We start from the raw sequence: 23107 nt of genomic DNA, 5'->3' as shown, positions 1-23107 counted from the left end.
CCTCGAACTAATTAATTAGTTCAACGTCATGGCGACCAAAGACACACCGCTCGCCCCCAAGATCATCTCGGCGCTTACCGCTCGCACCCAGTTCGGGCAGATCATGCGCCGGGCCCGCCAGCGGCAGGAACGTTTTGTGGTGGACCGCCGCGGCGAACCTCAGGTTGTCATCATGAGCGTGCGCGACTTCCTTAAGACGATGGCGCCCGAAAGCAAGCCGCTCGCGGCGCTGCGCGCCGCATCGGTCAAATCCGGCAGGTCACGAATGAGCATGCGCCAGATCGATAAGGAGATTAGGGCGTACCGGCGTGAAGAAAAGCTGAGCCGTGCCAAGACCGGCCGTCGTTCTTGACACCAACGTCGTCGTTTCCGCCCACCTGAACCTTGACGGATTCGAGCGGTTCGTTCTGGATATGTCCATCGCCGGAACGATTCTTGCCTGCTACTCCGACTCGATTCTGCACGAATACCGTAACGTCCTGTTGAGACCGAAGTTCGGTTTAACCAGGTCACTTGTCGAGCTGTCGCTTGAACTGATTGTGCGCGCTGGGCGGCGCGTCACTCCGGGCAAAGGAGTGAGCGCGGCTGGCGATCTCGACGACAATAAATTCCTTGAGTGCGCTGAGGAGGCGAGAGCCCAATTTCTGATCACGGGAAACAAGCGCCACTTCCCGCGCTCGTGGCGTGGGACCGCGGTCGTGAGCGCCAGGGAGTTCGTCGAGATACTCATCCCCGAGCTGGAATAGTCACGAGCGTTCACCAGTGCGCTATCATCTCCTCATGTCCAAGAAGCACCAGGCCGAGACGTTCGAGGTCACCTGCCCGGAATGCGGCGCCTTGCTGAAAATTGATGTGGAGACGCGCGCCGTCATCGCGCACACGCCGGCCGTGCGTCCCAAGACGTTTGCCGACCTCGACGCCGCGGCGCGCGCCATGCACGACGCCGACAGCCGGCGCGACTCCATCTTTCGGCAGTCGGTCGAGGCGGAAAAGCAAAAGGGCGACCTGCTCGACAAGAAGTTCCGCGAGGCGCTGAAGAAAGCCAAAGAGTCGCCCGATACCGGGCGGCCCATCCGCGACTTCGACCTGGACTAGCCTCGCGTGAACGCCGCGCCCACTCGCCCGCTGCGGCTCGGACATCGCGGCGCCCGCAAGCAGGCCCCGGAAAATACCTTCCAAGCATTCGACCTCGCGCTGGCGCACGGCTGCGACGGGTTCGAGTTCGATGTGCGCTTCACCCGCGACGGCCGCGCGGTCCTCTGCCACGATCCCAAGCTGAAGGGCGCGGTCATTGCCGAGTGCGGCTACAACCGGCTATGCGAGGCGGCCGCCTGCATGGTTCCCTGCCTGGAAGACGTGCTGTCGCGCTATGGCAAGCGCGCGTACCTCGACATCGAAATCAAGGTCGCGGGTTGCGAGGAACGCGTGTTGCGCGCGCTGCGCGAGGCGCCGCCCGAGCGCGGTTACGTGGTCACGTCATTTCAGCCGGACGTGCTGACCGAGCTGCGCCGGCTCGATGCGAAGCTTCCCCTCGGTTTCATCAGCGAGCGGCGCGACCACCTGGCGGCGGCCGAGGGGTCCGCGGTCCAAACAATGGCGCCGAACGCCAGGTTGCTGGACCGGCCGATGCTCGATCGTTTTCACGCCCGCGGCCGCCAGGTTTTTGTGTGGACCGTGAATCGGCGCGACGACATGTTGCGCTTCGCCGAGATGGGCGTGGACGCGATCATCTCCGATGACACGGAACTGTTAGGCAGTCTCTGGCGCTAGGGCGCGCGCCGCGGGGACGGGCTTCACCAGGAATGCGGCGCGCTCCTGCTGGAAGCGCTCGATCTCTTCCTCGCGGCGGCGTTCGGTCCATCCCAGTGCGGCGCCCACGCTATTTGCAGCCGTCCGCGTGCACGCGGCCGACCATGACGCATGCAGCGCCACGGGAACGCGGCGCAGCAGGACATCGGCCAGCGTGGCGGCGTATTCATCCTGAACGGCACTGAGCGCCTCGACGGCGATGTGCGCCGTATGCTCGCACAACGGGGCACGCAGACGGGCGTCGCGCGCCGCTGCGCGCGCCAGCTTGAGCGCGTGCTCGCCGTGCCAGTCCACCAGCGCGTGCGCCGTGCGCTTGCCGATGCCCGCCGAGGAAGCTACGCGGCGCTGCCACTCCAGCAATGCGGCGTCTGGGCCGTCGTCGGCCATGGCGACGGCGCCGGCCGGCTCGGCGACGCCGTATCCCAGCTTGCGCGCGCACTGGCGCGCCAGGCTGGCGGCGGTCGTGAGCTTGCCGCCGATCACGCTGACCATGCCGGCCGCGCCGTCGGCGCCGTGATTGTGGAGAAAGTGGCGCCGTGAAATTGCCGCCGGCGCCTCGCCCGGCGCATAAGGCAGCGGGCGCACGCCGGCAAACGCGTACGCGATGTCTGCAAGGCCCAACCGCGCGGCCGGAAACATGGCGTTCACCGCGGCCAGCAGATACGCGATCTCATCGGTGGTCGGCAGGGTGCGCCCGGGGTCGCCCTGATCGGGAATATCGGTTGTGCCCACCAGCACCTGGCCGTTCCACGGAACCATGAAGACGGGCCGGCCGTCGGCGGCCGGCGCGTAGATGGCCGACGACGAAACGCCGGGAAGCCGGCCCAGCACGATGTGCGAGCCGCGCGTCCCGCCGACAAGCCGCGCGCCTTGGCGCAGGCCGGCGGCAGCAGCCACCTGGTCGGCCCACGGACCGCCGGCGTTGACCACCAGCCGGCACTCGATGGCGAACTCGGCGCCGCTGAGTTGGTCGCGCAACAGCACGCCCTGCACCCGCCCGCCGGACGTCTGGATACGCAGCGCGCGCGTGTGATTGCGGACCTCCGCGCCCGCCGCGACCGCCTCGCGCAGCCATTCGGCGACCAGCCGCTCGGGAAATTCGCACTGTGCGTCGTCGTAGGAGAACAGAGCCAGCCGCCGGCCCGAGTCGAGGGCCTGCTCGAAGCGCCTGCGCGCTTCGCCGTCGCCGGGACCGCGGTGCGGCGCGCCGTCGCCGAATCTGCGATAAAGCCACAACCCAGCACGGATGCCGAGCGCGCTGCGGCGCCCGCGGCCGGGCGGCATGGCGAGCAGAAAATTGAGCGAGCGCACCAGGTGCGGCCGCTGGCGCAGCAAACGCTCGCGCTCGGCCACCGACTCGCGCACCAGGCCGATTTCGCCGTGCTCCAGGTAGCGCAGCCCGCCGTGGATGATGCGCGTGGAGCGGCTGGTGGTACCGGAAGCGAAGTCGTGCTGTTCGGCCAGCAGCACGGCGGCACCGGCGCGCGCGCACTCGCGCGCGATGGCCACGCCGTTGACGCCGCCGCCGATCACGGCCACGTCGAACCACTGGCCGGCCAGCGGCGGGCGCTGCGAAAATTCGCGGTTCATCTTCTATTCAGATGCGCGGGTACTCGGGTGAGCTTCTACGCGCGCGCGGCCGGAAGCAAGTTTGCTAGGCGAAGACCTCAGGCGTGATCTCGGGGAAGACGGAATCCACGCGCTCCAGCTCTTCCAGCCTGCGACGCGTCTGCTCGGGAACCTTCCCGGCCGCCTCGAACTGGCGCCAGCCCCCGAGCAGCTCGTTGAAGCCGGTGAGGTGTTCGTTGAAGCGCTTCTCGGCGTAGTCGCGGGCGTGTTCGGTGGTGATGAGGAATTGCCAGTCGCTCGACTCCAGCAGCAGCAGCTCGCGGACAATCTGCGTGGCCAGCCGGCGCGCCTCCTCCGACTCGCGCCAGCGGCCGCTCTGCACCAACTGCTGCACCGCCAGCTCCGCCTGGTAGATGTGCTTCCACGTCCACTCGGTGTCACGATTCAGCCAGACTTCGTGCGTCCCGTTGCGTCCCCAGGAACCTTCAGGCAGCGGCACAAATCCCGCCGGCTTCTGCCGCGCCAGGTACTCGGGCGCGGTGACCAGCTCGATGCCCGAATCCGGCCGGTGCGCTTCGATGGCGACATGCTTCAGCCACGACGGGCCTTCGAACCACCAGTGGCCGAACAGTTCGGCGTCGAATGGAGCGCAGAGAACAGGCGGAACGCCCTCGCTGTGCGGCGCGTCGTATTCCAGCACGTTGCGCGTGGTTTCCACGAAGTGGCGGCCGTGCACCTGCGTCTGCTGCTGCGCGATCTCGGGAAAGTACGGCGTCTTGGCGCCCAGGTCGAGCTGCGACTGCGTGACCTGCCAGTAGCGATGGCCGCCCGGCCAGTGCTTCTTGTGAAATTCCAGATACACCGGATCGCCGGGATATCCGTGCATGCCGCTCCACACCTGAATGCCGGTGCGGGCGTCGCGGGTGAAAAACGCGACGCGCGCGCGGTCGCGCGTGGGCGTATCGGCGTAGTACGGGAGATAGACCGACGGGCCGCCGTCGCGCGCCTGTTCCTCGACAGCCACGGGCACGTCGCCGGCGAGGACCTCGTACGGCGTGAAGCGCACGTTCTTCTCGACCAGGTGCGTGTCGACGAAGAAGAACTCGATGCCGTACTCGGCCAGGACCTGCTCCACGCCCGAACGCTGGAACGGGCCGCGCAATCCATCCACCGGCACCGGATACCGCCATGGTCCCGCGGGCCGGTAGGCGCACTCGGGCAGCCAAATGCCGCGCGGCCTGCGGCCGAAGAAGCGCTGGTGGGTCTCCACGCCGACGCGCACCTGCGCGCGGATGGAGGCGTCGGCGCCGAGCAGCGCGAAATAGCCGTGGGTGGCGCCGCAGGTGATGATCTCGATCGAGCCGGAGTCGTAGTAGCGCTTAAAGCCGGCGATCAGGTCGCCGCCCAGCGCGGCGAAGTCGCGCGCAACGCCTTCGTAGAAATCGGCCCAGAACTGCGCCAGCCTTGTGAAGTGTCCCTGGCCCTTGGCTTCGAAGTGCCTGCGGTCTTTGCGGGCCGCCTCGATTTTCTGGCGCAGGTAGCTTTCGAACCCAGCCTTGAAGTCCGGAAGCGCCATCTGCTCCAGCAGGACCGGCGAAAGGTTCAAGTTGCACTTGAGGGGAGTGCGGCGCCCTTCCAGCTCCGCGAACACGCGCAGCAGCGGCACATAGGTTTCCGCCGCCGCCTCGTGCAGCCAGTCCTGCCCGTGCGGCCAGGTGCCGTGATGCACCACGTAGGGCAGGTGCGCGTGCAGGACAAAGGTCACGTATCCCGAGATGGGCTTGCCGGCATTCATCGTGCGTGTTCCGCCTTCCTGGTTCGAGTGATGGGCGGCTGACGGTCTGGTCGCGACGCGGGCGCGGAAACAGAAATTTTACACCAGCGCCGCGGGCGACGCCGTGCCCCGCGGGCGTTGGTACCAGCGACTGCGTCCGTTACATTAGTGGGATGCCGTCGGATGCTTCCAAACCGACCACCGGCGATCGCTTCGAGCGCGCTGTCCAGATCATGGCCCGGCTGCGCGCGCCCGGCGGATGTCCCTGGGACCGCGAGCAGACCTTCGACTCGATCAAGCCGTTCACCCTCGAGGAAACCTACGAAGTACTGGAAGCGATTGACAATCGCGACTGGCCCGAACTCACCGGCGAACTGGGCGATTTGTTGCTGCAAGTTCTCTTCTACTCCGAGATGGCGCGCGAGGCGGGCTACTTCTCGATTGACGACGTGCTCGACCGGCTCAGCGGCAAGCTGGTTGATCGGCATCCGCACGTTTTCGGCGACGTTAAAGCGGAAACCGCGGGCGACGTGCTCCGCAACTGGGAGGCGCTGAAGGCGGAAGAAAAGAAGAAGCGGCTCGAAGGCGGCGGCGGGAAGGCGGCGAAGTCCGAAGACAAGAAGGATTCGGTCCTCGCCGGCGTTTCGCATGCCATGCCGGCGCTGCTGGAGGCGCACAAGCTCAGCTCGCGAGCGGCGCACGCCGGCTTCGAGTGGCCCGAGATCGAAGGCCTGTTCGACAAGCTGGCGGAAGAAACCGCCGAGCTGCGCGAGGAGCTGAAGCGCTTCCCTGCTCCCGGGCCGCGGCCGGCGCAGCGCGGCGTGGCCGGCGCCAGCGGCGCCGCGATCGCCGACGACCTGCGCGCGCGCCTGGAAGACGAAGTCGGTGATCTTTTCTTTGTGCTGGTGAACGTGGCGCGATATCTTTCGCTGGACCCGGAATCGGCGCTGAAGAAGACCAATCGCAAGTTCAAGCAGCGCTTCCAATGGATGGAACAGCAACTGCGGGCCGCCGGCCGCAGGCTCGAAGACGCCACGCTGGAGGAAATGGAGTTGCTATGGCAACAGTCGAAGCGCCTGGAGAAAGCCAACGCGCCGCAGGACGGCGCGAAGTGACGGGCGACAGCGTCGTCATCCGGCCCTGCCGAGGCTTTGCGGAACTGGAAGCCTGCGTCCGCCTGCAAAAAGAGGTGTGGAACTTTTCTGACGCCGACCTGGTGCCGCTGCGCATGTTCGTGGTCGCGGAAAAAATTGGCGGGCAGATCATCGGCAGCTTCGACGGCCCGGAACTGGTCGGCTACGCGCTTTCGATTCCGGGTACGCGCGCCGGGCATCCTTACCTGCACTCGCACATGCTGGCCGTGCGCGAAAGCTATCGCAACCACGGCCTGGGACGCCGCATGAAGCTGGCGCAGCGCGATGACGCCGTGCCGCGCGGCTTCGAACTCATCGAATGGACCTTCGATCCGCTGGAGATCAAGAACTCGCACCTGAACATAACGCGCCTGGGCGCGATTGCGCGGCGCTACAACATGAACCAGTACGGCGTGTCGTCGTCGGCGCTGCAGGGCGGGCTGCCGACTGACCGTCTCGTGGCCGAGTGGTGGCTCAAGTCACGCCGCGTCTCGGACGTGCTCGATCGGGGCGTCGCCCCCAATGTCACGCCCGAACTGACGATCAGCGTGCCGGCCGAAATCTACGCCTGGAAGGCCGCTCCCGAAACGCGCGCCAAAGCGGCGGAGGTCCAAACGCGCAACCGCGAGCTGTTTCAGCAGGCCTTCGCCCGGGGCCTGAGCGTGCTGGCCTACGAGCGCGACGAGGCGGGAAACGGGAAATTTCTTCTGGGCAAATGGGACGAGCCGTGGTCGTATGCGAGTGAAGCATGAAGATTGAAGCCATCACGCTCCGCGAAATCCGCATGCCGCTGGTCCACTTCTTCGAGACCAGCTTCAGCCGCACTACCGAGCGGCGCATTGCGCTGGTCACGCTGCATTGTCAGGGGCTCGACGCCTGGGGCGAGTGCGTTGCGGGTGAACACCCGTTCTACAACGAGGAGTCGATCGACACGGCGTGGTACGTCATCAGCAAATATCTTGCGCCCGCGCTCGCCGGGAAAGAAATCGCGCGCGGCGCCGACGCGCCTGCTGTTTTCGCGCGCGTCCGCGCCAACCGCATGGCGAAGGCCGCGCTGGAGAATGCGCTCTGGGACGCCGAGGCGCGCATCAGGAAGATGCCGCTGTGGAAGCTGCTGGGCGGCACGCAGAGCGCCATCGCGTGCGGCGTTTCAATTGGTATCCAGGACACGGTCGAGCACTTGCTCGACAAGGTCGCCGGTGAACTCGCCGCCGGGTATCGCCGCATCAAGCTGAAGGTAAAACCGGGCTGGGACGTCAACATTCTGGAGAAAGTGCGCGCGCGCTGGCCGAAGGTCCTGCTGAGCTGTGACGCCAACTCGGCCTACACGCTCGCCGACGCCGACCACCTGAAAAAGTTCGACCAGTTCAAGCTGCTGATGATCGAGCAGCCGCTGTGGAACGACGACTTCTACTTCCACTCGCGGCTGCAGAAGCAACTGCAGACCGCCATCTGCCTCGACGAAGCGATTCGCAACGCGCGCGACGCCGAAGCCGCCATCGAGGCCGGCGCTTGCCGCATCGTCAACATCAAGGTGGGACGCGTGGGCGGATTCAGCGAGGCCATTGCGGTCCACGACGTGGCGCAGAAAGCCCAGGTCCCCGTGTGGTGCGGCGGCATGCTGGAGTCGGGCATTGGACGCGCGCACAACGTGGCCCTTTCCACGCTGCCGAACTTCACGCTGCCCGGCGACGTTTCCGCCTCGAAGCGCTACTGGAAAGACGACATCATCGAGCCGCCGGTCACCGTTTCGCCCGAGGGCTTCATCGCCGTCAGCAACGAAGCCGGCGCCGGATACGCGATCCGCACCGACCTCATCGAGAAGCTCACGGTCCGCAAGGAAACGATCCGGCCTGCCGCGGCGGTCAGCGGGTAACGAAGCGAGCGCTTAACCTCCCGGAGAGACGTTGCGTGCAACGTCTCCGCGCGCGTAAACAACAGCGAGACACAGCAAGCCGCGTCTCTACGAAATGGGTCATCATCGGCGGCGAAACAGCGTCCAACTCCGCCTACTTCCCCGGCCCCCGCGACAACAAATCCACCACCATCCGGTTGAACTTCTCCAGGTCCAGGTCGGTGTGCACGTACACCAGCCGCTCGCCGAGCCCGGGTGCGTCGTTCGGGTTCCAGACGAGCGTGTTGCCGTAGCCGGCGGTGTGGGAGATGTCCATGTCCATGTAGAGCTGCGCCTGCTTGGTGATGATGCTAGGGTCGAGCCACGCCGCCGCCGCGAGTTCATCCCACAGCAACTCTTCGCCGGCGTACTGGCCGATGTATTTGCCCGCCGGCGTGCCTGACTTGCCGATCTCGGCGATCATGGCCGGCGTCATCCGGGTCTTCACCGAGATGTCCACCGTCGTGACCGTGATCTTCTTCCAGGGCGCGCGCAAAACCATGTGCACCGCTTCCGGATCCCACCAGAAGTTGAACTCGCGGCGATTCGCCGTCTTGCGCGCGATGTCGGCATTCTCCGGCCCTACGCTGCCGCCCATGATCACCAGCTCCTGCGCCAGTTCGGGCGCCTTCGGATCGAGGCTCACCACCTGCGCCAGGTTGGTGAGCGGCCCGCCGGCGTAGATTGTCACCTCGCCGGGATACTGGCGCAGCATGCGAATGATGAAGTGCGCCGCGTCTTCCGTCTCCGGTTTCAGCGCCGGATTGCCCTCGGGCAGATCGGGCACGACAAACGGCTCGTGATACGGGGTGCGCACCCGCTGCGTGGTGCCGCGCTCGTTCCACGCGCCCTGGTATCCCACTCGCCCGTAAAGCCTGGACCAGCGCGCAATCTCTTCCCTGCTGTTGATGAGAGGAAACACCGCACCGGGATATACCTTCACGCCGCGATGCTCGGTCAGCTCCAGCATGCGGAGCGTGTGCGCCACTTCTTCGTCGCGCCATTGATCGCCGCTCACAATCGTGATGCCGAGCGGATCGACCTGCGGCGACTGCAGCAGCAGCAGGATGGCGTTCTGGTCGGTGGTGGCGGGGCCGCGCGCGTCCTGGTCGATGATAATCTTGCGTTTGGACTGTGCAGCCACGGTGAGACTGGCGAGAACGACGAAACACAACAACACGCGGGTTCGCACGGAAGCGGCTCCTGGCCTGGGTTTTGGGACATGGAGGTGTAACACAACACCGGCCCGCCGCAAAGCCGGAATGTGGCGCTTTGGTAGAGTAAGAACTTCAAATTTGACGATTGGGGTTACGAATGAACTTACGCCTGTTCTCTTGCTCGCCGCGGGACCTGCGGAAAACCGCCGGGTCATTTCTTGCCGCGGTTGCTCTGGCGGCAGTGTGTTGCGCGCAGACCGCGCCCCCGCCGATCCACCTTCGCGTGCGGCTCTCGCCGGAACTGGCAAGAGACGACGCATCCGGCCGGCTGATCGTGTTTCTTTCCAGCCAGAAAGAGCCGCGGAAGGAACTCAGCCAGGAGGAAGGTAAAGAAGCGAAGTCCGTCTGGATCACCTCGCAGGAAGTGCGGCTCTCGCCCGGCCAGGAAATCGAGATCGGGCCCAACGCTCCCGCTTTCCCCGCTCCGCTGAACACCGCGCCCCCGGGCGACTACCAGGCCATGGCGCTGCTGGACGTGAACCACCACTACGCCTACAACGGCGCGCATCCCGGCGATTTGCGCAGCGTGGTCGTGCCGCTGCCCGGGTTTACTCCCGCGGGCGGCACCGTGGCGCTCACGCTCACCCAGCGGTATCCGGAAGAGCCGATCAAGCCGCTGCCTGGAACCGAACTGGTAGACTTCGTGAGCCCATCGCTGAGTGCGTTCTGGGGACGCCCCATCCACATGCGCGGGCTCGTGGTCCTGCCGCCCGGCTACGAGTCGTCGCTGACGCGGCATTATCCCACCGTGTACTGGACGCACGGCTTCGGCGCCGAACTGCGCTACTTTCCGCGGGTCGCCGCCAGCTATCAGCGGCTGATGAGCGAGGGCAAGCTGCCGGAGATGATCTATGTCCTGCTGGACGAATCCTGTTCCGGAGGAACGCACGAGTTTGCCGACTCGGTGAACAACGGCCCGTGGGGCAAGGCGCTCACCAGCGAGCTGATTCCGCACCTGGAAAAAACCTATCGCATGGACGCCAGGCCCTCAGGCCGCCTGCTGACCGGACACTCCTCCGGCGGATGGGCCGTGCTGTGGCTCCAGGTGACGTATCCGCAGGTGTTCGGCGGGAGCTGGCCCACGTCGCCTGATCCCTCGGACTTCCGCAACTTCACCGGTCCCGACCTGCGCAAGGCGACGAACATTTATCGCAAGCCGGACGGCACGCCGTATCAGCTGGTGCGGATGAACGGCGAAGAAGTGATGAGCTTTGAGGAGTACGCCCGCCAGGAGGCCGTGCTCGGCGACTACGGCGGCCAGATTTCGTCGTTCGACTGGGTCTTCAGCCCGCGCGGCGGCGACGGGCGGCCAGCGCCGCTTTTCGACCGCGACACCGGCATCATCAATCGCGCCGTCGCCGAGGCGTGGGAGAAGTACGACATCGCCGAAATTGTGCGCAAGAACGCGGCCAGGCTCAAGCCGCTGCTCGACGGCAAGATTCACCTCACCGTCGGCACCGCCGACACGTTTCATCTCGACGAATCGGCGCGCCTGCTGGAGCAGACATTCAAAGAAGCCGGCATCCGCGCCGACTTCACGTTCCTCGCCGGGCGCTCGCACTTTGACCTGTACCGCGACGGGCTGACCGAGCAGATTGGCCGCGAGATGGCCGCCGTCGCTCGCCCAGGCGAAAAGGTAGCCGCCAAACCGGCGGCCAAGGCGCCGGCCTCGCAGGGCAATGGCACGCCGGCGCGTCCATGAACGACATCGTCACCAGCGGCCTGTACCCGATGTTCTCCCTGGAGACGCCGCGCCTCCTCCTGCGCCGGGCCAAGGGCGCCGACGTTGACGCGATCTTCGCCTGGGCCAAAGACCCCGACGTCACGCGCTACGGCGGCTGGGACGCGCACCAGACGCTCTCCGACACGCAGGAGTTCGTGGACAACTGCTTCAAGCAATACGCGGAGTTCGGCCTGGGCCCGTGGATCATCGAGCGCCGTGACAATCATGTGGTGATCGGCACCTGCGGCTTCGGCGACGTGAACCGCGCGCATCGCTACGCCGCCATGGGATACTTCCTGGCGCGCGATCAGTGGGGACAGGGGTTCGGCACCGAGGCCGCGCGCGCCGTGCTCGAGTTCGGCCTGGGGCCGCTGGGGATGCAGCGCGTGGAAGCGCACTGCGCGGTGGAAAACACGGCGTCGGAAAAGGTGCTGCTGAAAATCGGCATGCGCTTCGAGGCAGTGCTGCGCTCGCGGATGTACAAGAACGGCAAATCGCTCGACGTGAAGATTTACGCCAGGCTGCGTGGAGAAGGCTAAGCCGCGCCGGCAGCGCCGCTGAAGGAATCGGTGGCCTGGTCGACGGTCTTGAAGGTTTCAAACACCGTCACCAGCTTGGTGATCTGGAGCAGGTCGATCACGCGGCTGTTCAGCCCGGCCAGCTTGATCTGTCCGCCCAGGTTGCGCGCCGAAGTGTAGATTCCCACCAGGGTGCCCAGTCCGCCGCTATCGATGTAGCCGACGTTGCTGAGGTTGAGCACGATCGAGCGGTTGTGCTGGAGCAGCTTCTTCAGCTCTTCGCGCAGGATGGCCGCCTCGTCGCCAAAAACGATCCGGCCGGCACAGTCCACCACAATCACGCCCCGGACCGAACGGCTGCTGAGCTTCAATGGCATAGCGACCTCCCTGGCGGCAGACACCTCGACCGCCGCGTTTTCGAGCGCAAAACGATAATGCTTTGCGCCGCATAAATGCAACCCCGGCGCCAGATGCCAAGCGCCACATGCCAGGGGCGAATTCCCCGGCGCCCTCTGCGTCGCTGCGGTGAAGCGCTTATAATCAAGTTTCCTTCGATGAGCTACCAGGTGCTGGCCCGGAAGTACCGCCCACAGAAATTTGCCGACGTCATCGGCCAGCCGCACGTCACCCAGACGCTCAGGAACGCGCTCACCCAGCAGCGCATCGCGCACGGCTATATCTTCAGCGGACATCGCGGCATCGGCAAGACGACGGTGGCGCGCATTTTGGCGATGGCGCTGAACTGCCGGTCGAGTGACAAACCAGTCCCGGAGCCTTGCGGCGAGTGCGAATCGTGCGTCGAGATCCGCGAAAGCCGTTCGGTGGACGTGATCGAAATCGACGCCGCCACCAACCGCGGCATCGACGAAATCCGCGAGCTGCGGGACGCGGCCCGATACCGCCCGGCGCGCGACCGCTACAAGGTCTACATCCTCGACGAGGCGCACCAGATCACCGACGCCGCCTTCAACGCGTTGCTGAAAACGCTCGAGGAGCCGCCCGGCCACATTGTCTTCATGATGGCCACCACGCAGCCGGAAGACATTCCCCAGACCATCCGCTCGCGCACGCAGAACTTCAGCTTCCACGCCGTGAAGTTCGACGAAATCGTGCGCCAGTTGCGCGACATCGCCGGACGCGAAACAATCTCGGCTGACGACGCCGCCCTCGCCATGCTCGCCGAGGCCGGCGACGGCTCCCTGCGCGACGCGCTCAGCATCATGGACCAGGCCATCGCCTCGTCCACCGGCAAGATCACCGCGGAGACCGTGCGCCGGCTGGCCGGCGCGGTCCCCTCCGAGACGCTCGAGGAGATGCTCGGCGCGGTGGCGCGCAACTCCAGCGAAGACGTGCTCCGCCTGGTCGATCGCCTCGTTACCGAGGGCGAGAGCCCGGCGCACTTCGCGCGCCAACTGGTCCGCTTCCTGCGCAACGCGGTGGTGGCCAAGGTCGCCGGCGCCGAATCGCCGCTGCTGCAGATTTCTGCCGATGAACGCGCGCGAGTGGCGCGTGTGGCCGAACAGTTCAGCGAAGAAGACCTGACCCGCTTTCTGCAAATCATGCTGCGCACGCACAGCGAACTCGGCTGGAAGCAGGAGCAGCGCTTTCACCTCGAACTCGGGCTGCTGAAGCTCGTGCATGCGCAACGGCTGCTGCCCGTCGAAGAGTTGCTCAGCCAGGCCGGGGGAGAGAGTGCGCGCGCGGCGGCGGTCCCTCCGCGTCCTGGCGGACCAAGGCCCTCCGCTGGGCGCGGCGCGAGCGAACCGGCAGGGCCGCAGCGCGGGGGCTCGTCGCCCTTCCAGGCCGATCGGGCGCGCAAGAGCGGCGACGCGCCGGAGCCGCCCAATCCGTTTCGCCGGGAGATGAGCGATGGGACGTCGGCGCTGTCGCTTGCGGCGTCGGGTGCGCAGCCGGCCGGCCTTACGGCAGTACGCGCCGTTTCCGTAGCCGAGCCGGCCCGGGAAGCACGCGTCGAAGCGTCGCTTCTGCCGGCGCCCGCGTCCCGCGTCAGCATCGATGCTCTTCGCGCGCGCGTCCTCGGCGATCTCGAAGCCGGCAGCCAGGGCGCAACCGCCAGTTTTCTCGAGGACGGCCAGTGGAGCCTCGAGGGCAACGACCTCGTCATCAAGGTGTCGCAATCGGCAGCGATGATTGACATGGTGATGGGCGCCGACGCGCGTCGCGTGGTGAACATCGCTGCGCAGGCCGCTGCCGGTCGCGCACTCACGATCAAAGTCGTCCCCGGCGCCGCGCCCAACGGCGCGAGTGGCGGCGCCCAAGCGCCTCGCACCGCATCCATCGGCAGCGCCCGCGCCCGCGCCGCCGACGACCCGGTGGTCCGGCGCCTGCAGGAGAAGTTCGGGGCCGAGATACGGACGGTGATTGATCAGAAGAAATAGTTTCTCGTTTCTCGTTTCCAGTTTTTTGCGCGGACGCCCCGGCGACGTCTGGCGTGACGATGCAAATCGGCATCACAAAAACCAGAAACCGGAAACTGGAAACTCGAAACCGTTTTTATGGGCTTCAACCCCAATCAGCTCCGCGACCTGATGGCGCAGGCCAAGCAGCAGTATGAATCGCTGCAGAAGCGCATGGCCGAGACAGTGGTCGAAGCGTCCTCCGGCGGCGGCAGCGTCACGGTGAAGATGAACGGACAGAAGCGGGTGCTGGAAGTGCGCATCGAGCCCGAGGCGGTGAAGTCGGGCGACGTCGAGATGCTCCAGGACCTGGTCATGGCCGCCGTCAACGAGGCCGGTCGCAAGGTCGAGCAGGAATTGCAGAGTTCGCTCGGTGGAATGCTGGGCGGACTGGGAGGAATGTTCGGACAATCGGGACATTGAGAAATCCGGTAATCGGGTAAATTCAACCGTCGTTGTTTCCATTTACCCGATTACCCGATTACGCACTTACCCGATTCCATGAGCAAATTTGCCGAGCCCATGGCTCGCCTGATTGACGAGCTGAAGAAGCTGCCCGGCGTGGGTGGAAAGAGCGCGCAGCGGCTGGCCTTCCACATCCTGCGCTCCAACGCCGACGACGCCGAGGCCCTCGCCGGCGCCATCCGCGACGTGAAGGCGCGCCTGCACCTGTGCTCGCAGTGCAACAACATCACCGACGTGGACCCGTGCGTGTACTGCAGCTCGGCCACGCGCAACCAGCGCGTGGTGTGCGTGGTCGAAGAGCCCACCAATATTGCGTCGGTTGAAAAGACGCGGCACTACAACGGCGTCTATCACGTGCTGCACGGAGCCATCTCGCCGCTGCAGGGCGTCGGCCCGGAGCAGTTGCGGACGTCGGCGCTGGTGCGCCGCATTGAATCAGGCGACGTTGACGAGGTGATCCTGGCCACGAACCCAACCGTCGAAGGCGAGGCGACCGCCGTTTATCTTTCCAAGCTGCTCAAGCGCTCCGGCGTGCGCATCACGCGGATCGCCACCGGCATCCCCGCCGGCGCCGACATCGAGTACACCGACGAAGTCACCATGCAGAAGGCGATCGAGGGACGGCGGGAGCTGTAGCGCAGCAATCAGCACCCAGCAATCAGCATTCAGCCTTGGAACATCCTTGCGGACCAAATGGAGGACGCAGCAGCTAGCTCTCTTTCGGCAGCCTCGGCGTGGGCGGCCAGGCGATGGGCGCGCCCTGGAACAGCGGCACGCAGTCTTCCGACCGCGCCGTGCCGTCGTGCACGGCAAAGCGCCGCGGACGCTCCGCGCTGCCGCTCCACAGCGAGACGCCCGCGTACGCGCCGTCCTTGCGCAGGATGTAGTACACCATGTCGAGATAGCGCAGCCGGGTCATGTCGTTGTTGTGATTGCGGGCAATGCGCTTGAGCGCGTCCAGGCCGGCCTCGCGCGGCGACATGCCGTGGCGCATGTTCTCCACGATGGTGTGCGCGCCCGCCACCTTGATGTTCTCTTCCCCGCTGCCGGTCGCGCCCGCCGAGCCCACGTCCTGGTCGCACCAGCAGCCGGCGCCGAGGATCGGCGAATCGCCGCAGCGCCCCGGCAGCTTCCACGCCAGGCCGCTGGTGGTGGTGGCGCTGCTCATCTCGCCCTTTTCGTTGACGACCGAACAATTGATCGTTCCGTGCGGCGGATAGAGCACCGCCTCGATTGCCGCCAAGCGCAGTTCCGGCGCGATGCCCAGGCCGGCCGCCATCTCTTCCATCTTCTTTATGCGCTCGCGCCACTGCTCCGACGCTGGCGCCGCGGGCGGCGTGGTGGGCGGCTTCCAATTGGGATCGGCAATGCCCGGACCCCACCAGTCCTGGTTCGAGCGCATCTCCTTCCACAGCAGCCAGACCTTGCGCGAGTGTTCGGTCAGCAAGTTCTCCTTGGGAAAGCCCATGGCGTACGCGAAGCGCTCGGCGCCTTCTCCCACGAGCATCACGTGGCCGGTGTGCTCCATCACGGCCTTGGCGAGCAGGGAGACGTTCTTGATGTTGCGCACGCCGCCGACCGAGCCGGCACGCCGAGTAGGCCCGTGCATGCAGCATGAATCCAGCTCCACCACGCCTTCTTCATTCGGAAGCCCGCCCAGGCCCACACTGGTGTCGTTGGGGTCGTCTTCCGGGCCGCGGATGACGGACATGACCGCTTCGAGGGTGTCGCCGCCCTTGCTCACGATCTCGTATCCGCGCTCGATGTAGTTGCGCCCGTTGTTGGCGCAGATCACCACCGGACGCTTCCCCGACGGCGCAACGGCCTCGGTCTTCGACTGCGCCGGCTTGTGGTCGGTTTCTTTGCGTTCCTGCGCCTCCAGTCCGAACGCGAGCGAAGCTGAGCCGAGGGCAGCGCTGCCGATAAAATCGCGGCGAGAAAATTTCATGAGTTCTGCTCCAGGAAAACTGGAAAGCATAACACCCGGAGGAGGGCGAGGGGGAACGGACGAAAATCCCTTGGGAAGTCATCCTGAACGAAGCCAGCGGGCTCCGCGCGGGCGAGTCGAAGGACCCCCTGCCGTGCCCCGCAGAGCAGGTGGAGCAGGGATGCTTCGGCTCGGCCCGCAGGAAGACGCGGGCCTCGCCCAGCATGAGAATCAACTAACTTGCCACCTTGTCGGCAGTCCTCTGGTCGGCGCGGAAGCGGAGCAGCGCGCCAACGTTTCCGGCGCGCTCAAATTCGGCGTCGTCACTCACGTAGAGAATCTCGGCGCTGTTGCGCAGCGCCAGGGACACCAGGGCGTCGACCACGTCGTCGAGTTCGCGCGTGGGATGCGCGCAGACGGCGCATTCGCGCACCATGCGCGTGTCCACGTGGCCGCAGTTGGAGCACTCCACCGCCGCCGCCGTGAAGCGCGACCCAACCAGCAGCGCCTGCACCTCGGCGCGCTCCAGCGACGCCAGCACGTGCCGCAGGCCGACCGAGCCGGCGCCGTTGCGCCGCGCCTGCCCGAGCACCTCGCGCACCAGCCCGCTGCGATGGTTTGCCAGGTCAGCTTCCAGGATGCGCGCCGCCTGCCGCCGGACGTCTTCGGTCACGGCCGTAGCCACGTCCATCGAGAACCGGCCCACCAGCGCATTCCGCAGGTAAGGATGGAGCTGGGCCTCGATCTCAGGCCACACTTCGTCGCGGCATCCCACGATCAGCTTCTCGAAGCCGTTGCCGTTGCCGTAGCGCTCGAGCAAGCGGTCGGCCACGTACTTGAAGTGCTGCATCGCGTGATATTCGGCGTGCCGCTCCACGTGCCCGGCGTTGTAGCCCTGGTAGCCGTAGCTGCTGCGGCCCATTCGCGGCATGTCACTCTGGAAATCAGCGAACTCGGTAATCTCGTCCATGCAGAAGTCGAAAAGGCGAGCGCGCTTGCGGTCCACGATCGCCACCGCCGCCCGGGGCACCGAGTCGAGCAGCGCCGCCAGCGGACGAAGATGCAGCCGCCGGTTCACGAACAGTTCCGTGCGGGGCAGGCGGGCCGGCAAATCCAGTTCACGCCAAAGGCCCGCCCTCTCGCAGGCAAACACCGCCTTGGCCTGCGAGTGATTGCTTTTCAGTGTCTCGGAAAGCGCCATGATCCGGTCGAAGTCGGCGCGTGACGGCGATTTGCGGCCGTCCGCACTCCGCTCGGCGGCGCGCACCAGGTCGCGGACGAGGATGCTCTCGTCGCGATGCGACTGGTCGCGCGGCTTCCACGGCTGGAAGTAGAAGGAAATGGCGCCGTGTTCCGGCGACTCAAAAGCAGCCAACGTACGAAGCTCTTCGCGCGTCATCATGCGGCCGGCTCCTGTTGGGGAAATCAGGCGATGCGTGAGTGTTCGAGCAGCTTGCTGATGAACTTGCTGCTGGCGTTCACCACCGATTTTCGCAGCCTCTCGCGGGCGGACTCAACCGATGCCTTCACTTCCTCGACCTTGTGGTCGCTGATGGAGGCAATCTCTTCCGGCGTGAAGCCTTCGATGGCGAACAGGATAAAGGCGTTGCGTTCCAGGGGCGAAGCATCCTTCAGCGCCGCCTCGATCTGGTCAATGATTTCGTCGGAGGCGGCGATCTGCTCCGGACTGGCGCCGCCGTTGGGAATCACATCTTCGCGCGTCAGCCGCTCATCGGGCTGATGGAACTGCAGGTGCGGCTCGTCGCTGCCGTTCACGTTCTGCCGGCGCGCCGACTCCTCCAACGGAATGGTCTCGGCGGGCTCATGCGCGCCGCGCACCACTTCGGCAATCGCCTTCTGCGCCAGCCGGAACAGCCAGGGCTCCAGCGCCAGCGCCTCGGGACGATGCCGATCGTCGAGGGCCATGGCGACGAGCTGGTCCAGGACCTCCGCCGGCGTGACGTCCAGCGGCACCCATTGGCCGCTGTTGCGCCGGAAGCGCAGTTCGCGCTCCAGGTAACGCCGCAGCCGCGGCAGATTCGTGTTCAGCCACGAGCTGATGTCTTCCACCGTGGCTTGCGGCGGATGGACCGCCGCCAGCGTCTGTTCGAACGGCACCTGCGGCGAGAGCGCGCGGCCCACGCGCCGCCGGCGAACCCACTTCTGCTCGCTGCGCAGCAAGTCCTTGTGCTTCGAGACCTCGTCGAGCAGGTGCTCGAATCCCGACTTGATCACCGGCACCGCGCCGTTCGCCGCTTCCCGGGCGGCCATCTGCCCGGAAGGCAAACGCAGATTCAGCGACACCACGAACCCTTCGCGCGCCGAGCTCTGTTCCAGCACCGCATGCAGATGCACCAGCTCAGGCTTGAACACCTGCAAGCGACGCCGCAACTTCTCGATGTTTTGACGGAAGACGTGCTCGATGTCGGGCGACTTCGGGACCTTGTAGCTGATATGCACGTTCATGGGAGCCTCGGGGGAAACAAGAGATCCCGCCAGTTCCGCGTGGCAGCCGTCCCCAGGAGCAAAACAGCCGACTCCGGGGACGGAAGTTGCAGGGATTGTACATCCGTCTTGTCCATAGAAGCGCAAGCGTGAACAACGGTTGCATTTTCCAGCCCGCAGCAGCTCACGATTTGCCTTGCCAAGGCATCCTCCTGGCGGGCCGAGACGCTCGGGATGGCCTGCATGATCGTTCGCAGGCTGTGGGCGTTCCCGTCAGCATTCCGCTGCGGACTGAAGAGAAGATGCAAATGCTCCCGCATCACCACCGCAGCGTGCAGATGCACCCTGAAGGCGTGCTCGCGCAGGACGCATTGGAGCGCACGTCGCGAGCATCCGGGGGAAGCTCCGCACATCCGAGTGTGTGAAATGTGACGAACAGCGGTTCTGTCGGGCGCCGAAGGCGCGGCAACCGGCGCCGGTCGCTGTCAGGGTCCGTCTTCAAGCCGGGTGGGCGCCGACGAGGGCGTCCGCGCCACGCAGTCCAGGGTCCGCCACGACCCCGGAGCGAGGGCCGGCATTTGTTCCTCTGCAGGCACCTGGCGGACACCCAGCGCACGTCTTAATCCCCAAATAAAGTTGAGCCGTCGTGTCGATTCCCACGTCTTTCCTTCGTTTACCGGGCGAAAGGAACGGAGCGCCTGCTTCCGAAGGGCAGCTCCCCGGGAGAGGACGATGAGAAAGCATTGGATTCCGGCGGCAATTGCGCTTCTGCTGCCGGTCTGCGCGATGGCAGCGGAAAAGCCCGCCCTGAGCAAGGACGCGGCCACCGCGGCCTTCCAGCGCATCAAGTCGTTGGAAGGCAACTGGGAGAGCAAGGGCACGCCGCAGGGCGACGCCACCATCAGCTACAAGGTGATCGCCAGCGGGTCGGCTGTGCTCGAACGCTTCAACTTCGTGAACCATCCCGAGCAGGAGATGGTGACCATGTACACGCTGGAAAACGGCAACCTGGTGCTCACGCACTACTGCATGGCCGGCAACCAGCCGCGCATGACGGCGCGCCGCTTCTCGCCCGCAACCGGCGACCTGGCGTTCGACTTCGCCGGCGGCTCCAACATCGCCCCCGGCGCCGGACACATGCACACCGCCAGATTCAAATTCACCGACCCCGACCACTTCTCCAGCAACTGGCAGTTCGTCGAGGCCGGCAAAACCAAGTTCACCGAAGACGTGACGTACACTCGCGTCCGATAATCAAGGAGAGAAAAACTGATGGCGCAATATCTTCTATTGCTCTACGCCAACCCGGCCGACTGGATGAAGTTCAGCCCGGAAGAAATGCAGAAGGCCATCGAGAAATACGTGGCCTGGGGCATGAAGGCCAGCCAGTCCGGCTTCCTGAAAGGCAGCCACAAACTCACCAACGACGTGGGCAAGGTGCTTCGCGGCAAGACCAACGCCCGCGTCACCGACGGTCCCTACAGCGAGACCAAGGAAGTGCTCGGCGGCTACTACCTGATTGAGGCCTCCGACTACAACCAGGCGGTGGAACGCTCCAAGGACCATCCGCACCTCGGCTTCGGCGGCACCATCGAAGTCCGCGAGGTGGACAACCTGGGAGGCTGATGGATCTCGCAGGCGAAGCGGCGGCCCTGAGCAATGCCCGACCCGCGACCGCGGGCTCCGAGCCCCAGGTCGCCGGCATGGTGGACCATCTGTTTCGGAGCCGCGCGGGACAGATGGTCGCCTACCTCACACGGCTTCTCGGCCCCGAGCACCTGGAACTGGCCGAAGAAGTGGTGCAGGAGGCGCTGCTCAAGGCGCTGCAGAAGTGGCCTTACAGCGGCATCCCGGAAAATCCCGCCGGATGGCTCTTCCAGGCCGCGCGCAACGCCGCGCTCGACGTCGTGCGGCGCAACTCGGTCTTCGCCCAGAAGTCTGCGGCCATTGCCGCCGAACTCGAGCGGAGCAAGTCGCGCAGCGAGCCCGCTATGAGCACCGACCTTCGCGACGATGAGCTGCGCATGGTCTTCATGTGCTGCCATCCCGCGCTGCCGCGCGACGCCCGCGTCGCCCTCAGCCTGAAAACCGTGGGCGGCTTCAGCGTGCGCGAGGTGGCGCGCGCGTTCCTCGCCGAAGAACCCACCATCGCGCAGCGCCTGGTGCGCGCCAAGAAGCAGATCAAGCAGCTTCAGCTCAGCTTCGAGCTGCCACGCGGCCCGGAACTCGCCGAGCGCCTCGATTCGGTACTGGAAGTGATCTACCTGATGTTCAACGAGGGCTACGCCGCGCACGAGGGCGAAGACCTGGTGCGACAGGATCTCTGCCGCGAAGCGCTACGGCTTGGCCGGCTGGTGGCGGCGTCCGCGCTGGGACCGCCCACGGCGCACGCGCTGGTCGCGCTCATGGCCTTCCAGGCCGCGCGCCTGCCCGCGCGCACCGACGAGCGCGGCGACCTGGTCCTGCTCGATGACCAGGACCGCGCCCGCTGGGACGAGCGCCTGGTCTCGCTCGGTTTCCACCACTTCACTCAGTGCGCAGCCGGCGATGTGATTTCCGAGTACCACGTGCAGGCAGCGATCGCGTCCGTCCACGCCCGCGCCAAGGACCCGAGTGCCACTGACTGGAAGGCGATCCTGGCGCTCTACGACCAGCTCCTCGCGCTGAATCCGTCGCCGGTGGTCGCGCTGAACCGCGCCGTGGCCGTCAGCAAAGTCCGCGGCCCGCGCGCGGCGCTGACGGAACTCGAACCCCTCGGCACCTCACCATGGATGAACAAGTACTACCTGTTTTTTTCCGTGCGCGCGCGCCTGCTGCTCGACGCCGGCGACCGCGCCGCTGCCGCGGAGTCGTATCGGCGTGCACTGGAGCTGCCGTGCTCGGAGCCGGAGAGGAGGTTTCTGAAGAGGAAGCTTGGAGAGTGCCTCTGATTGCGGAACTGCGGAACTGCCGAATTGCCGAATTGAAATTCAACCTCCTTCAAGGAATTGGTGACGGCTAGGACACTTTTGAGGTTCTAACTTCGGGAGTTCCGCCGTTCGGCAATTCGGCAAACGCGTTACACGCCGATGCTGACCGTCGTCTCCGTCCGCGTGACCGGCCGATACAGCGTGTCGCGCTCGACCGGATCGCGTCCGGCTTCGCGGATGAGGCGCTCCAGCTCCTGGCGGCGGAGGCCTTGCGGGGTGGTGGCGCCGGCGTCGTGGTAGATCTTCTCTTCGATCACGGTGCCGTCGAGGTCGTCGGCGCCGAAGCGCAGCGAGATCTGCGCCACCTTGGCCGACATCATCTGCCAGTAGGCCTTGATGTGCGGGAAATTGTCGAGCACCAGGCGGCCCACGGCGATGTTCTTGATGTCGTCGAAGCCGGTCGTTTTCGGCAGATGGCGGAGCGCGGTGTTCTCGGGGTGGAAGGCCAGCGGGATGAACGTCTGGAAGCCGTGGGTCTGGTCCTGCAGCGCGCGCAGCTTGAGCAGATGGTCCACGCGGTCTTCGTCGTTCTCCACGTGGCCGTAGAGCATGGTGGCGTTCGACTTCAGCCCCAGCTCGTGCGCCAGCTTGGCCGTGGCCAGCCACTGGTCGCCGTCAATCTTGTGATCGCAAATGATGTGGCGCACGCGGTCGGCAAAAATTTCCGCGCCGCCGCCGGGCAGCGAATCGAGGCCGGCGGCCTTGAGCTGCAGCAGCACGTCGCGCTCGCTCATCTTGTAGAGCTTGGCGAAGAAGCCGATCTCCACCATGGTGAACGCTTTCAGGTGGACGCCCGGAAAACGCTCCTTCAACCCGGAGATCAGGTCGAGGAAATACTGGAACGGCAGGTCGGCGTGCAGGCCGCCGACAATGTGAAACTCGGTGACCGCCTCGCTGTATCCCGAGGCGGCCGTCTGGAACGCTTCTTCCAGCGCCATGGTGTAGGCGCCGGGCGCGTCCTTCTTGCGGCCGAAGGCGCACAGCCGGCACGCCGCCACGCACACATTCGTGGGATTGATGTGCCGGTTGACGTTGAAGTACGTGCGGTCGCCATGCATCCGCTCGCGGACGTGGTTGGCCAGCCAGCCAATCGCCAGCACGTCGCCGGAGCGATACAGCACCAGCGCGTCGTCGGCCGACAGCCGCTCGCCGGCGAGGACTTTGCCGGCAATGGGCGTCAGCGCCGGGTCGCTGGTCTGGAATGCATGCCTGGCGGCGGAGCGCATCACGTTTGATGATACAGGCGC

Annotated in this window: 23 protein-coding genes; 15 read left to right on the top strand and 8 right to left on the bottom strand. The window is 65.7% G+C overall.

The window, feature by feature from the left end; translation table 11 throughout:
* The first annotated feature begins 28 nt into the window (after positions 1 to 28).
* From VFA60_15025 to VFA60_15010, 4 genes are read left to right on the top strand one after another with little or no spacing between them, the layout of a single operon-like run.
* The gene (locus VFA60_15025; GenBank protein HZQ93103.1) at positions 29 to 352 is read left to right on the top strand and encodes a type II toxin-antitoxin system Phd/YefM family antitoxin; all 324 of its coding nucleotides are present in this window, start codon (positions 29 to 31) and stop codon (positions 350 to 352) included.
* Entirely contained in the window at positions 327 to 746 is a 420-nt protein-coding gene (locus VFA60_15020; GenBank protein ID HZQ93102.1) for a putative toxin-antitoxin system toxin component, PIN family, read from the top strand. The genes VFA60_15025 and VFA60_15020 overlap by 26 nt, the downstream gene beginning before the upstream one ends.
* A gap of 34 nt (positions 747 to 780) precedes the next feature.
* Positions 781 to 1095 carry a hypothetical protein gene (locus VFA60_15015; GenBank protein HZQ93101.1) on the top strand — a complete coding sequence of 105 codons (315 nt, stop codon included), beginning with the start codon at positions 781 to 783 and terminating at the stop codon, positions 1093 to 1095.
* A gap of 6 nt (positions 1096 to 1101) precedes the next feature.
* Positions 1102 to 1770, top strand: a complete 669-nt coding sequence (locus VFA60_15010; GenBank protein ID HZQ93100.1) for a glycerophosphodiester phosphodiesterase — start codon at positions 1102 to 1104, stop codon at positions 1768 to 1770.
* On the opposite strand, the gene VFA60_15005 is transcribed toward VFA60_15010, so the two are convergent.
* Complete coding sequence (locus tag VFA60_15005; GenBank protein ID HZQ93099.1) at positions 1750 to 3399, bottom strand: glycerol-3-phosphate dehydrogenase/oxidase; 1650 nt, start codon at positions 3397 to 3399, stop codon at positions 1750 to 1752. The two genes, VFA60_15010 and VFA60_15005, sit on opposite strands and share 21 nt — an antisense overlap.
* Positions 3400 to 3463: 64 nt before the next feature.
* On the bottom strand, positions 3464 to 5173 hold the full coding sequence (locus VFA60_15000; GenBank protein ID HZQ93098.1) for a 1,4-alpha-glucan branching protein domain-containing protein: 1710 nt from the start codon (positions 5171 to 5173) through the stop codon (positions 3464 to 3466).
* 152 nt (positions 5174 to 5325) lie between these two features.
* On the opposite strand from VFA60_15000, the gene mazG reads away from it, so the two are divergent.
* From mazG to menC, 3 genes are read left to right on the top strand one after another with little or no spacing between them, the layout of a single operon-like run.
* Positions 5326 to 6267, top strand: a complete 942-nt coding sequence (gene mazG / locus VFA60_14995) for a nucleoside triphosphate pyrophosphohydrolase (protein ID HZQ93097.1) — start codon at positions 5326 to 5328, stop codon at positions 6265 to 6267.
* Positions 6210 to 7037: a GNAT family N-acetyltransferase gene (locus tag VFA60_14990; GenBank protein ID HZQ93096.1), complete on the top strand. Its 828-nt coding sequence runs from the start codon at positions 6210 to 6212 to the stop codon at positions 7035 to 7037. Before mazG ends, VFA60_14990 begins: the two co-directional genes overlap by 58 nt.
* A complete protein-coding gene (menC, locus tag VFA60_14985; protein HZQ93095.1) occupies positions 7034 to 8161 on the top strand; it encodes an o-succinylbenzoate synthase in 1128 nt (375 codons plus the stop codon). The genes VFA60_14990 and menC overlap by 4 nt, the downstream gene beginning before the upstream one ends.
* 133 nt (positions 8162 to 8294) lie before the next feature.
* On the opposite strand, the gene VFA60_14980 is transcribed toward menC, so the two are convergent.
* Positions 8295 to 9371, bottom strand: a complete 1077-nt coding sequence (locus VFA60_14980) for a nucleoside hydrolase (GenBank protein HZQ93094.1) — start codon at positions 9369 to 9371, stop codon at positions 8295 to 8297.
* Between the two features lie 206 nt (positions 9372 to 9577).
* On the opposite strand from VFA60_14980, the gene VFA60_14975 reads away from it, so the two are divergent.
* Positions 9578 to 11098, top strand: coding sequence for an alpha/beta hydrolase-fold protein (locus VFA60_14975; GenBank protein ID HZQ93093.1), 1521 nt, complete (start codon positions 9578 to 9580; stop codon positions 11096 to 11098).
* Entirely contained in the window at positions 11095 to 11658 is a 564-nt protein-coding gene (locus VFA60_14970; protein ID HZQ93092.1) for a GNAT family protein, read from the top strand. Before VFA60_14975 ends, VFA60_14970 begins: the two co-directional genes overlap by 4 nt.
* Here VFA60_14970 and VFA60_14965 read toward each other — a convergent pair.
* A complete protein-coding gene (locus VFA60_14965; protein HZQ93091.1) occupies positions 11655 to 12014 on the bottom strand; it encodes an STAS domain-containing protein in 360 nt (119 codons plus the stop codon). The genes VFA60_14970 and VFA60_14965 overlap by 4 nt on opposite strands.
* 177 nt (positions 12015 to 12191) lie before the next feature.
* Here VFA60_14965 and dnaX point away from each other — a divergent pair, with 177 nt between their 5' ends.
* From dnaX to recR, 3 genes are all read left to right on the top strand, one after another.
* Positions 12192 to 14036: a DNA polymerase III subunit gamma/tau gene (dnaX, locus tag VFA60_14960; protein ID HZQ93090.1), complete on the top strand. Its 1845-nt coding sequence runs from the start codon at positions 12192 to 12194 to the stop codon at positions 14034 to 14036.
* Between the two features lie 117 nt (positions 14037 to 14153).
* On the top strand, positions 14154 to 14477 hold the full coding sequence (locus VFA60_14955; protein HZQ93089.1) for a YbaB/EbfC family nucleoid-associated protein: 324 nt from the start codon (positions 14154 to 14156) through the stop codon (positions 14475 to 14477).
* Between the two features lie 78 nt (positions 14478 to 14555).
* Positions 14556 to 15155 carry a recombination mediator RecR gene (gene recR, locus VFA60_14950; protein HZQ93088.1) on the top strand — a complete coding sequence of 200 codons (600 nt, stop codon included), beginning with the start codon at positions 14556 to 14558 and terminating at the stop codon, positions 15153 to 15155.
* A 73-nt stretch (positions 15156 to 15228) separates the two neighbouring features.
* Here the strand turns inward: recR and VFA60_14945 are convergent, their stop codons facing one another.
* The 3 genes from VFA60_14945 to VFA60_14935 form a co-directional block, all read right to left on the bottom strand.
* Positions 15229 to 16467: a N(4)-(beta-N-acetylglucosaminyl)-L-asparaginase gene (locus VFA60_14945; protein ID HZQ93087.1), complete on the bottom strand. Its 1239-nt coding sequence runs from the start codon at positions 16465 to 16467 to the stop codon at positions 15229 to 15231.
* 214 nt (positions 16468 to 16681) lie between these two features.
* Positions 16682 to 17848, bottom strand: a complete 1167-nt coding sequence (locus VFA60_14940; GenBank protein ID HZQ93086.1) for a hypothetical protein — start codon at positions 17846 to 17848, stop codon at positions 16682 to 16684.
* A 23-nt stretch (positions 17849 to 17871) separates the two neighbouring features.
* Complete coding sequence (locus VFA60_14935; GenBank protein HZQ93085.1) at positions 17872 to 18912, bottom strand: hypothetical protein; 1041 nt, start codon at positions 18910 to 18912, stop codon at positions 17872 to 17874.
* Positions 18913 to 19623: 711 nt separating this feature from the next.
* Here VFA60_14935 and VFA60_14930 point away from each other — a divergent pair.
* From VFA60_14930 to VFA60_14920, 3 genes are read left to right on the top strand one after another with little or no spacing between them, the layout of a single operon-like run.
* Positions 19624 to 20145, top strand: coding sequence for a hypothetical protein (locus VFA60_14930; protein ID HZQ93084.1), 522 nt, complete (start codon positions 19624 to 19626; stop codon positions 20143 to 20145).
* An 18-nt stretch (positions 20146 to 20163) separates the two neighbouring features.
* Positions 20164 to 20517, top strand: coding sequence for a YciI family protein (locus VFA60_14925; GenBank protein ID HZQ93083.1), 354 nt, complete (start codon positions 20164 to 20166; stop codon positions 20515 to 20517).
* Entirely contained in the window at positions 20517 to 21821 is a 1305-nt protein-coding gene (locus VFA60_14920; protein ID HZQ93082.1) for a sigma-70 family RNA polymerase sigma factor, read from the top strand. The genes VFA60_14925 and VFA60_14920 overlap by 1 nt, the downstream gene beginning before the upstream one ends.
* A 128-nt stretch (positions 21822 to 21949) precedes the next feature.
* Here the strand turns inward: VFA60_14920 and mqnE are convergent, their stop codons facing one another.
* Positions 21950 to 23086 carry an aminofutalosine synthase MqnE gene (mqnE, locus tag VFA60_14915; protein HZQ93081.1) on the bottom strand — a complete coding sequence of 379 codons (1137 nt, stop codon included), beginning with the start codon at positions 23084 to 23086 and terminating at the stop codon, positions 21950 to 21952.
* Between the last annotated feature and the right edge of the window lie 21 nt (positions 23087 to 23107).

The sequence above is a fragment of the Terriglobales bacterium genome (assembly GCA_035651995.1).
Classification (GTDB): domain Bacteria; phylum Acidobacteriota; class Terriglobia; order Terriglobales; family Acidobacteriaceae; genus DASRER01.
Note: the sequence above shows the minus strand (reverse complement) of the source record. Positions and strands in the feature narration are given on the sequence as shown.

Coding starts and splice junctions, on each gene's coding strand:
- VFA60_15025 (HZQ93103.1), top strand. CDS start 29: ATGGCGACCAAAGACACACCGCTCGCCCCCAAGATCATCTCGGCGCTT.
- VFA60_15015 (HZQ93101.1), top strand. CDS start 781: ATGTCCAAGAAGCACCAGGCCGAGACGTTCGAGGTCACCTGCCCGGAA.
- VFA60_15005 (HZQ93099.1), bottom strand. CDS start 3,399: ATGAACCGCGAATTTTCGCAGCGCCCGCCGCTGGCCGGCCAGTGGTTC.
- VFA60_15000 (HZQ93098.1), bottom strand. CDS start 5,173: ATGAATGCCGGCAAGCCCATCTCGGGATACGTGACCTTTGTCCTGCAC.
- mazG (HZQ93097.1), top strand. CDS start 5,326: ATGCCGTCGGATGCTTCCAAACCGACCACCGGCGATCGCTTCGAGCGC.
- VFA60_14990 (HZQ93096.1), top strand. CDS start 6,210: ATGGCAACAGTCGAAGCGCCTGGAGAAAGCCAACGCGCCGCAGGACGG.
- menC (HZQ93095.1), top strand. CDS start 7,034: ATGAAGATTGAAGCCATCACGCTCCGCGAAATCCGCATGCCGCTGGTC.
- VFA60_14970 (HZQ93092.1), top strand. CDS start 11,095: ATGAACGACATCGTCACCAGCGGCCTGTACCCGATGTTCTCCCTGGAG.
- VFA60_14965 (HZQ93091.1), bottom strand. CDS start 12,014: ATGCCATTGAAGCTCAGCAGCCGTTCGGTCCGGGGCGTGATTGTGGTG.
- dnaX (HZQ93090.1), top strand. CDS start 12,192: ATGAGCTACCAGGTGCTGGCCCGGAAGTACCGCCCACAGAAATTTGCC.
- VFA60_14955 (HZQ93089.1), top strand. CDS start 14,154: ATGGGCTTCAACCCCAATCAGCTCCGCGACCTGATGGCGCAGGCCAAG.
- recR (HZQ93088.1), top strand. CDS start 14,556: ATGAGCAAATTTGCCGAGCCCATGGCTCGCCTGATTGACGAGCTGAAG.
- VFA60_14945 (HZQ93087.1), bottom strand. CDS start 16,467: ATGAAATTTTCTCGCCGCGATTTTATCGGCAGCGCTGCCCTCGGCTCA.
- VFA60_14940 (HZQ93086.1), bottom strand. CDS start 17,848: ATGATGACGCGCGAAGAGCTTCGTACGTTGGCTGCTTTTGAGTCGCCG.
- VFA60_14935 (HZQ93085.1), bottom strand. CDS start 18,912: ATGAACGTGCATATCAGCTACAAGGTCCCGAAGTCGCCCGACATCGAG.
- VFA60_14930 (HZQ93084.1), top strand. CDS start 19,624: ATGAGAAAGCATTGGATTCCGGCGGCAATTGCGCTTCTGCTGCCGGTC.
- VFA60_14925 (HZQ93083.1), top strand. CDS start 20,164: ATGGCGCAATATCTTCTATTGCTCTACGCCAACCCGGCCGACTGGATG.
- VFA60_14920 (HZQ93082.1), top strand. CDS start 20,517: ATGGATCTCGCAGGCGAAGCGGCGGCCCTGAGCAATGCCCGACCCGCG.
- mqnE (HZQ93081.1), bottom strand. CDS start 23,086: ATGCGCTCCGCCGCCAGGCATGCATTCCAGACCAGCGACCCGGCGCTG.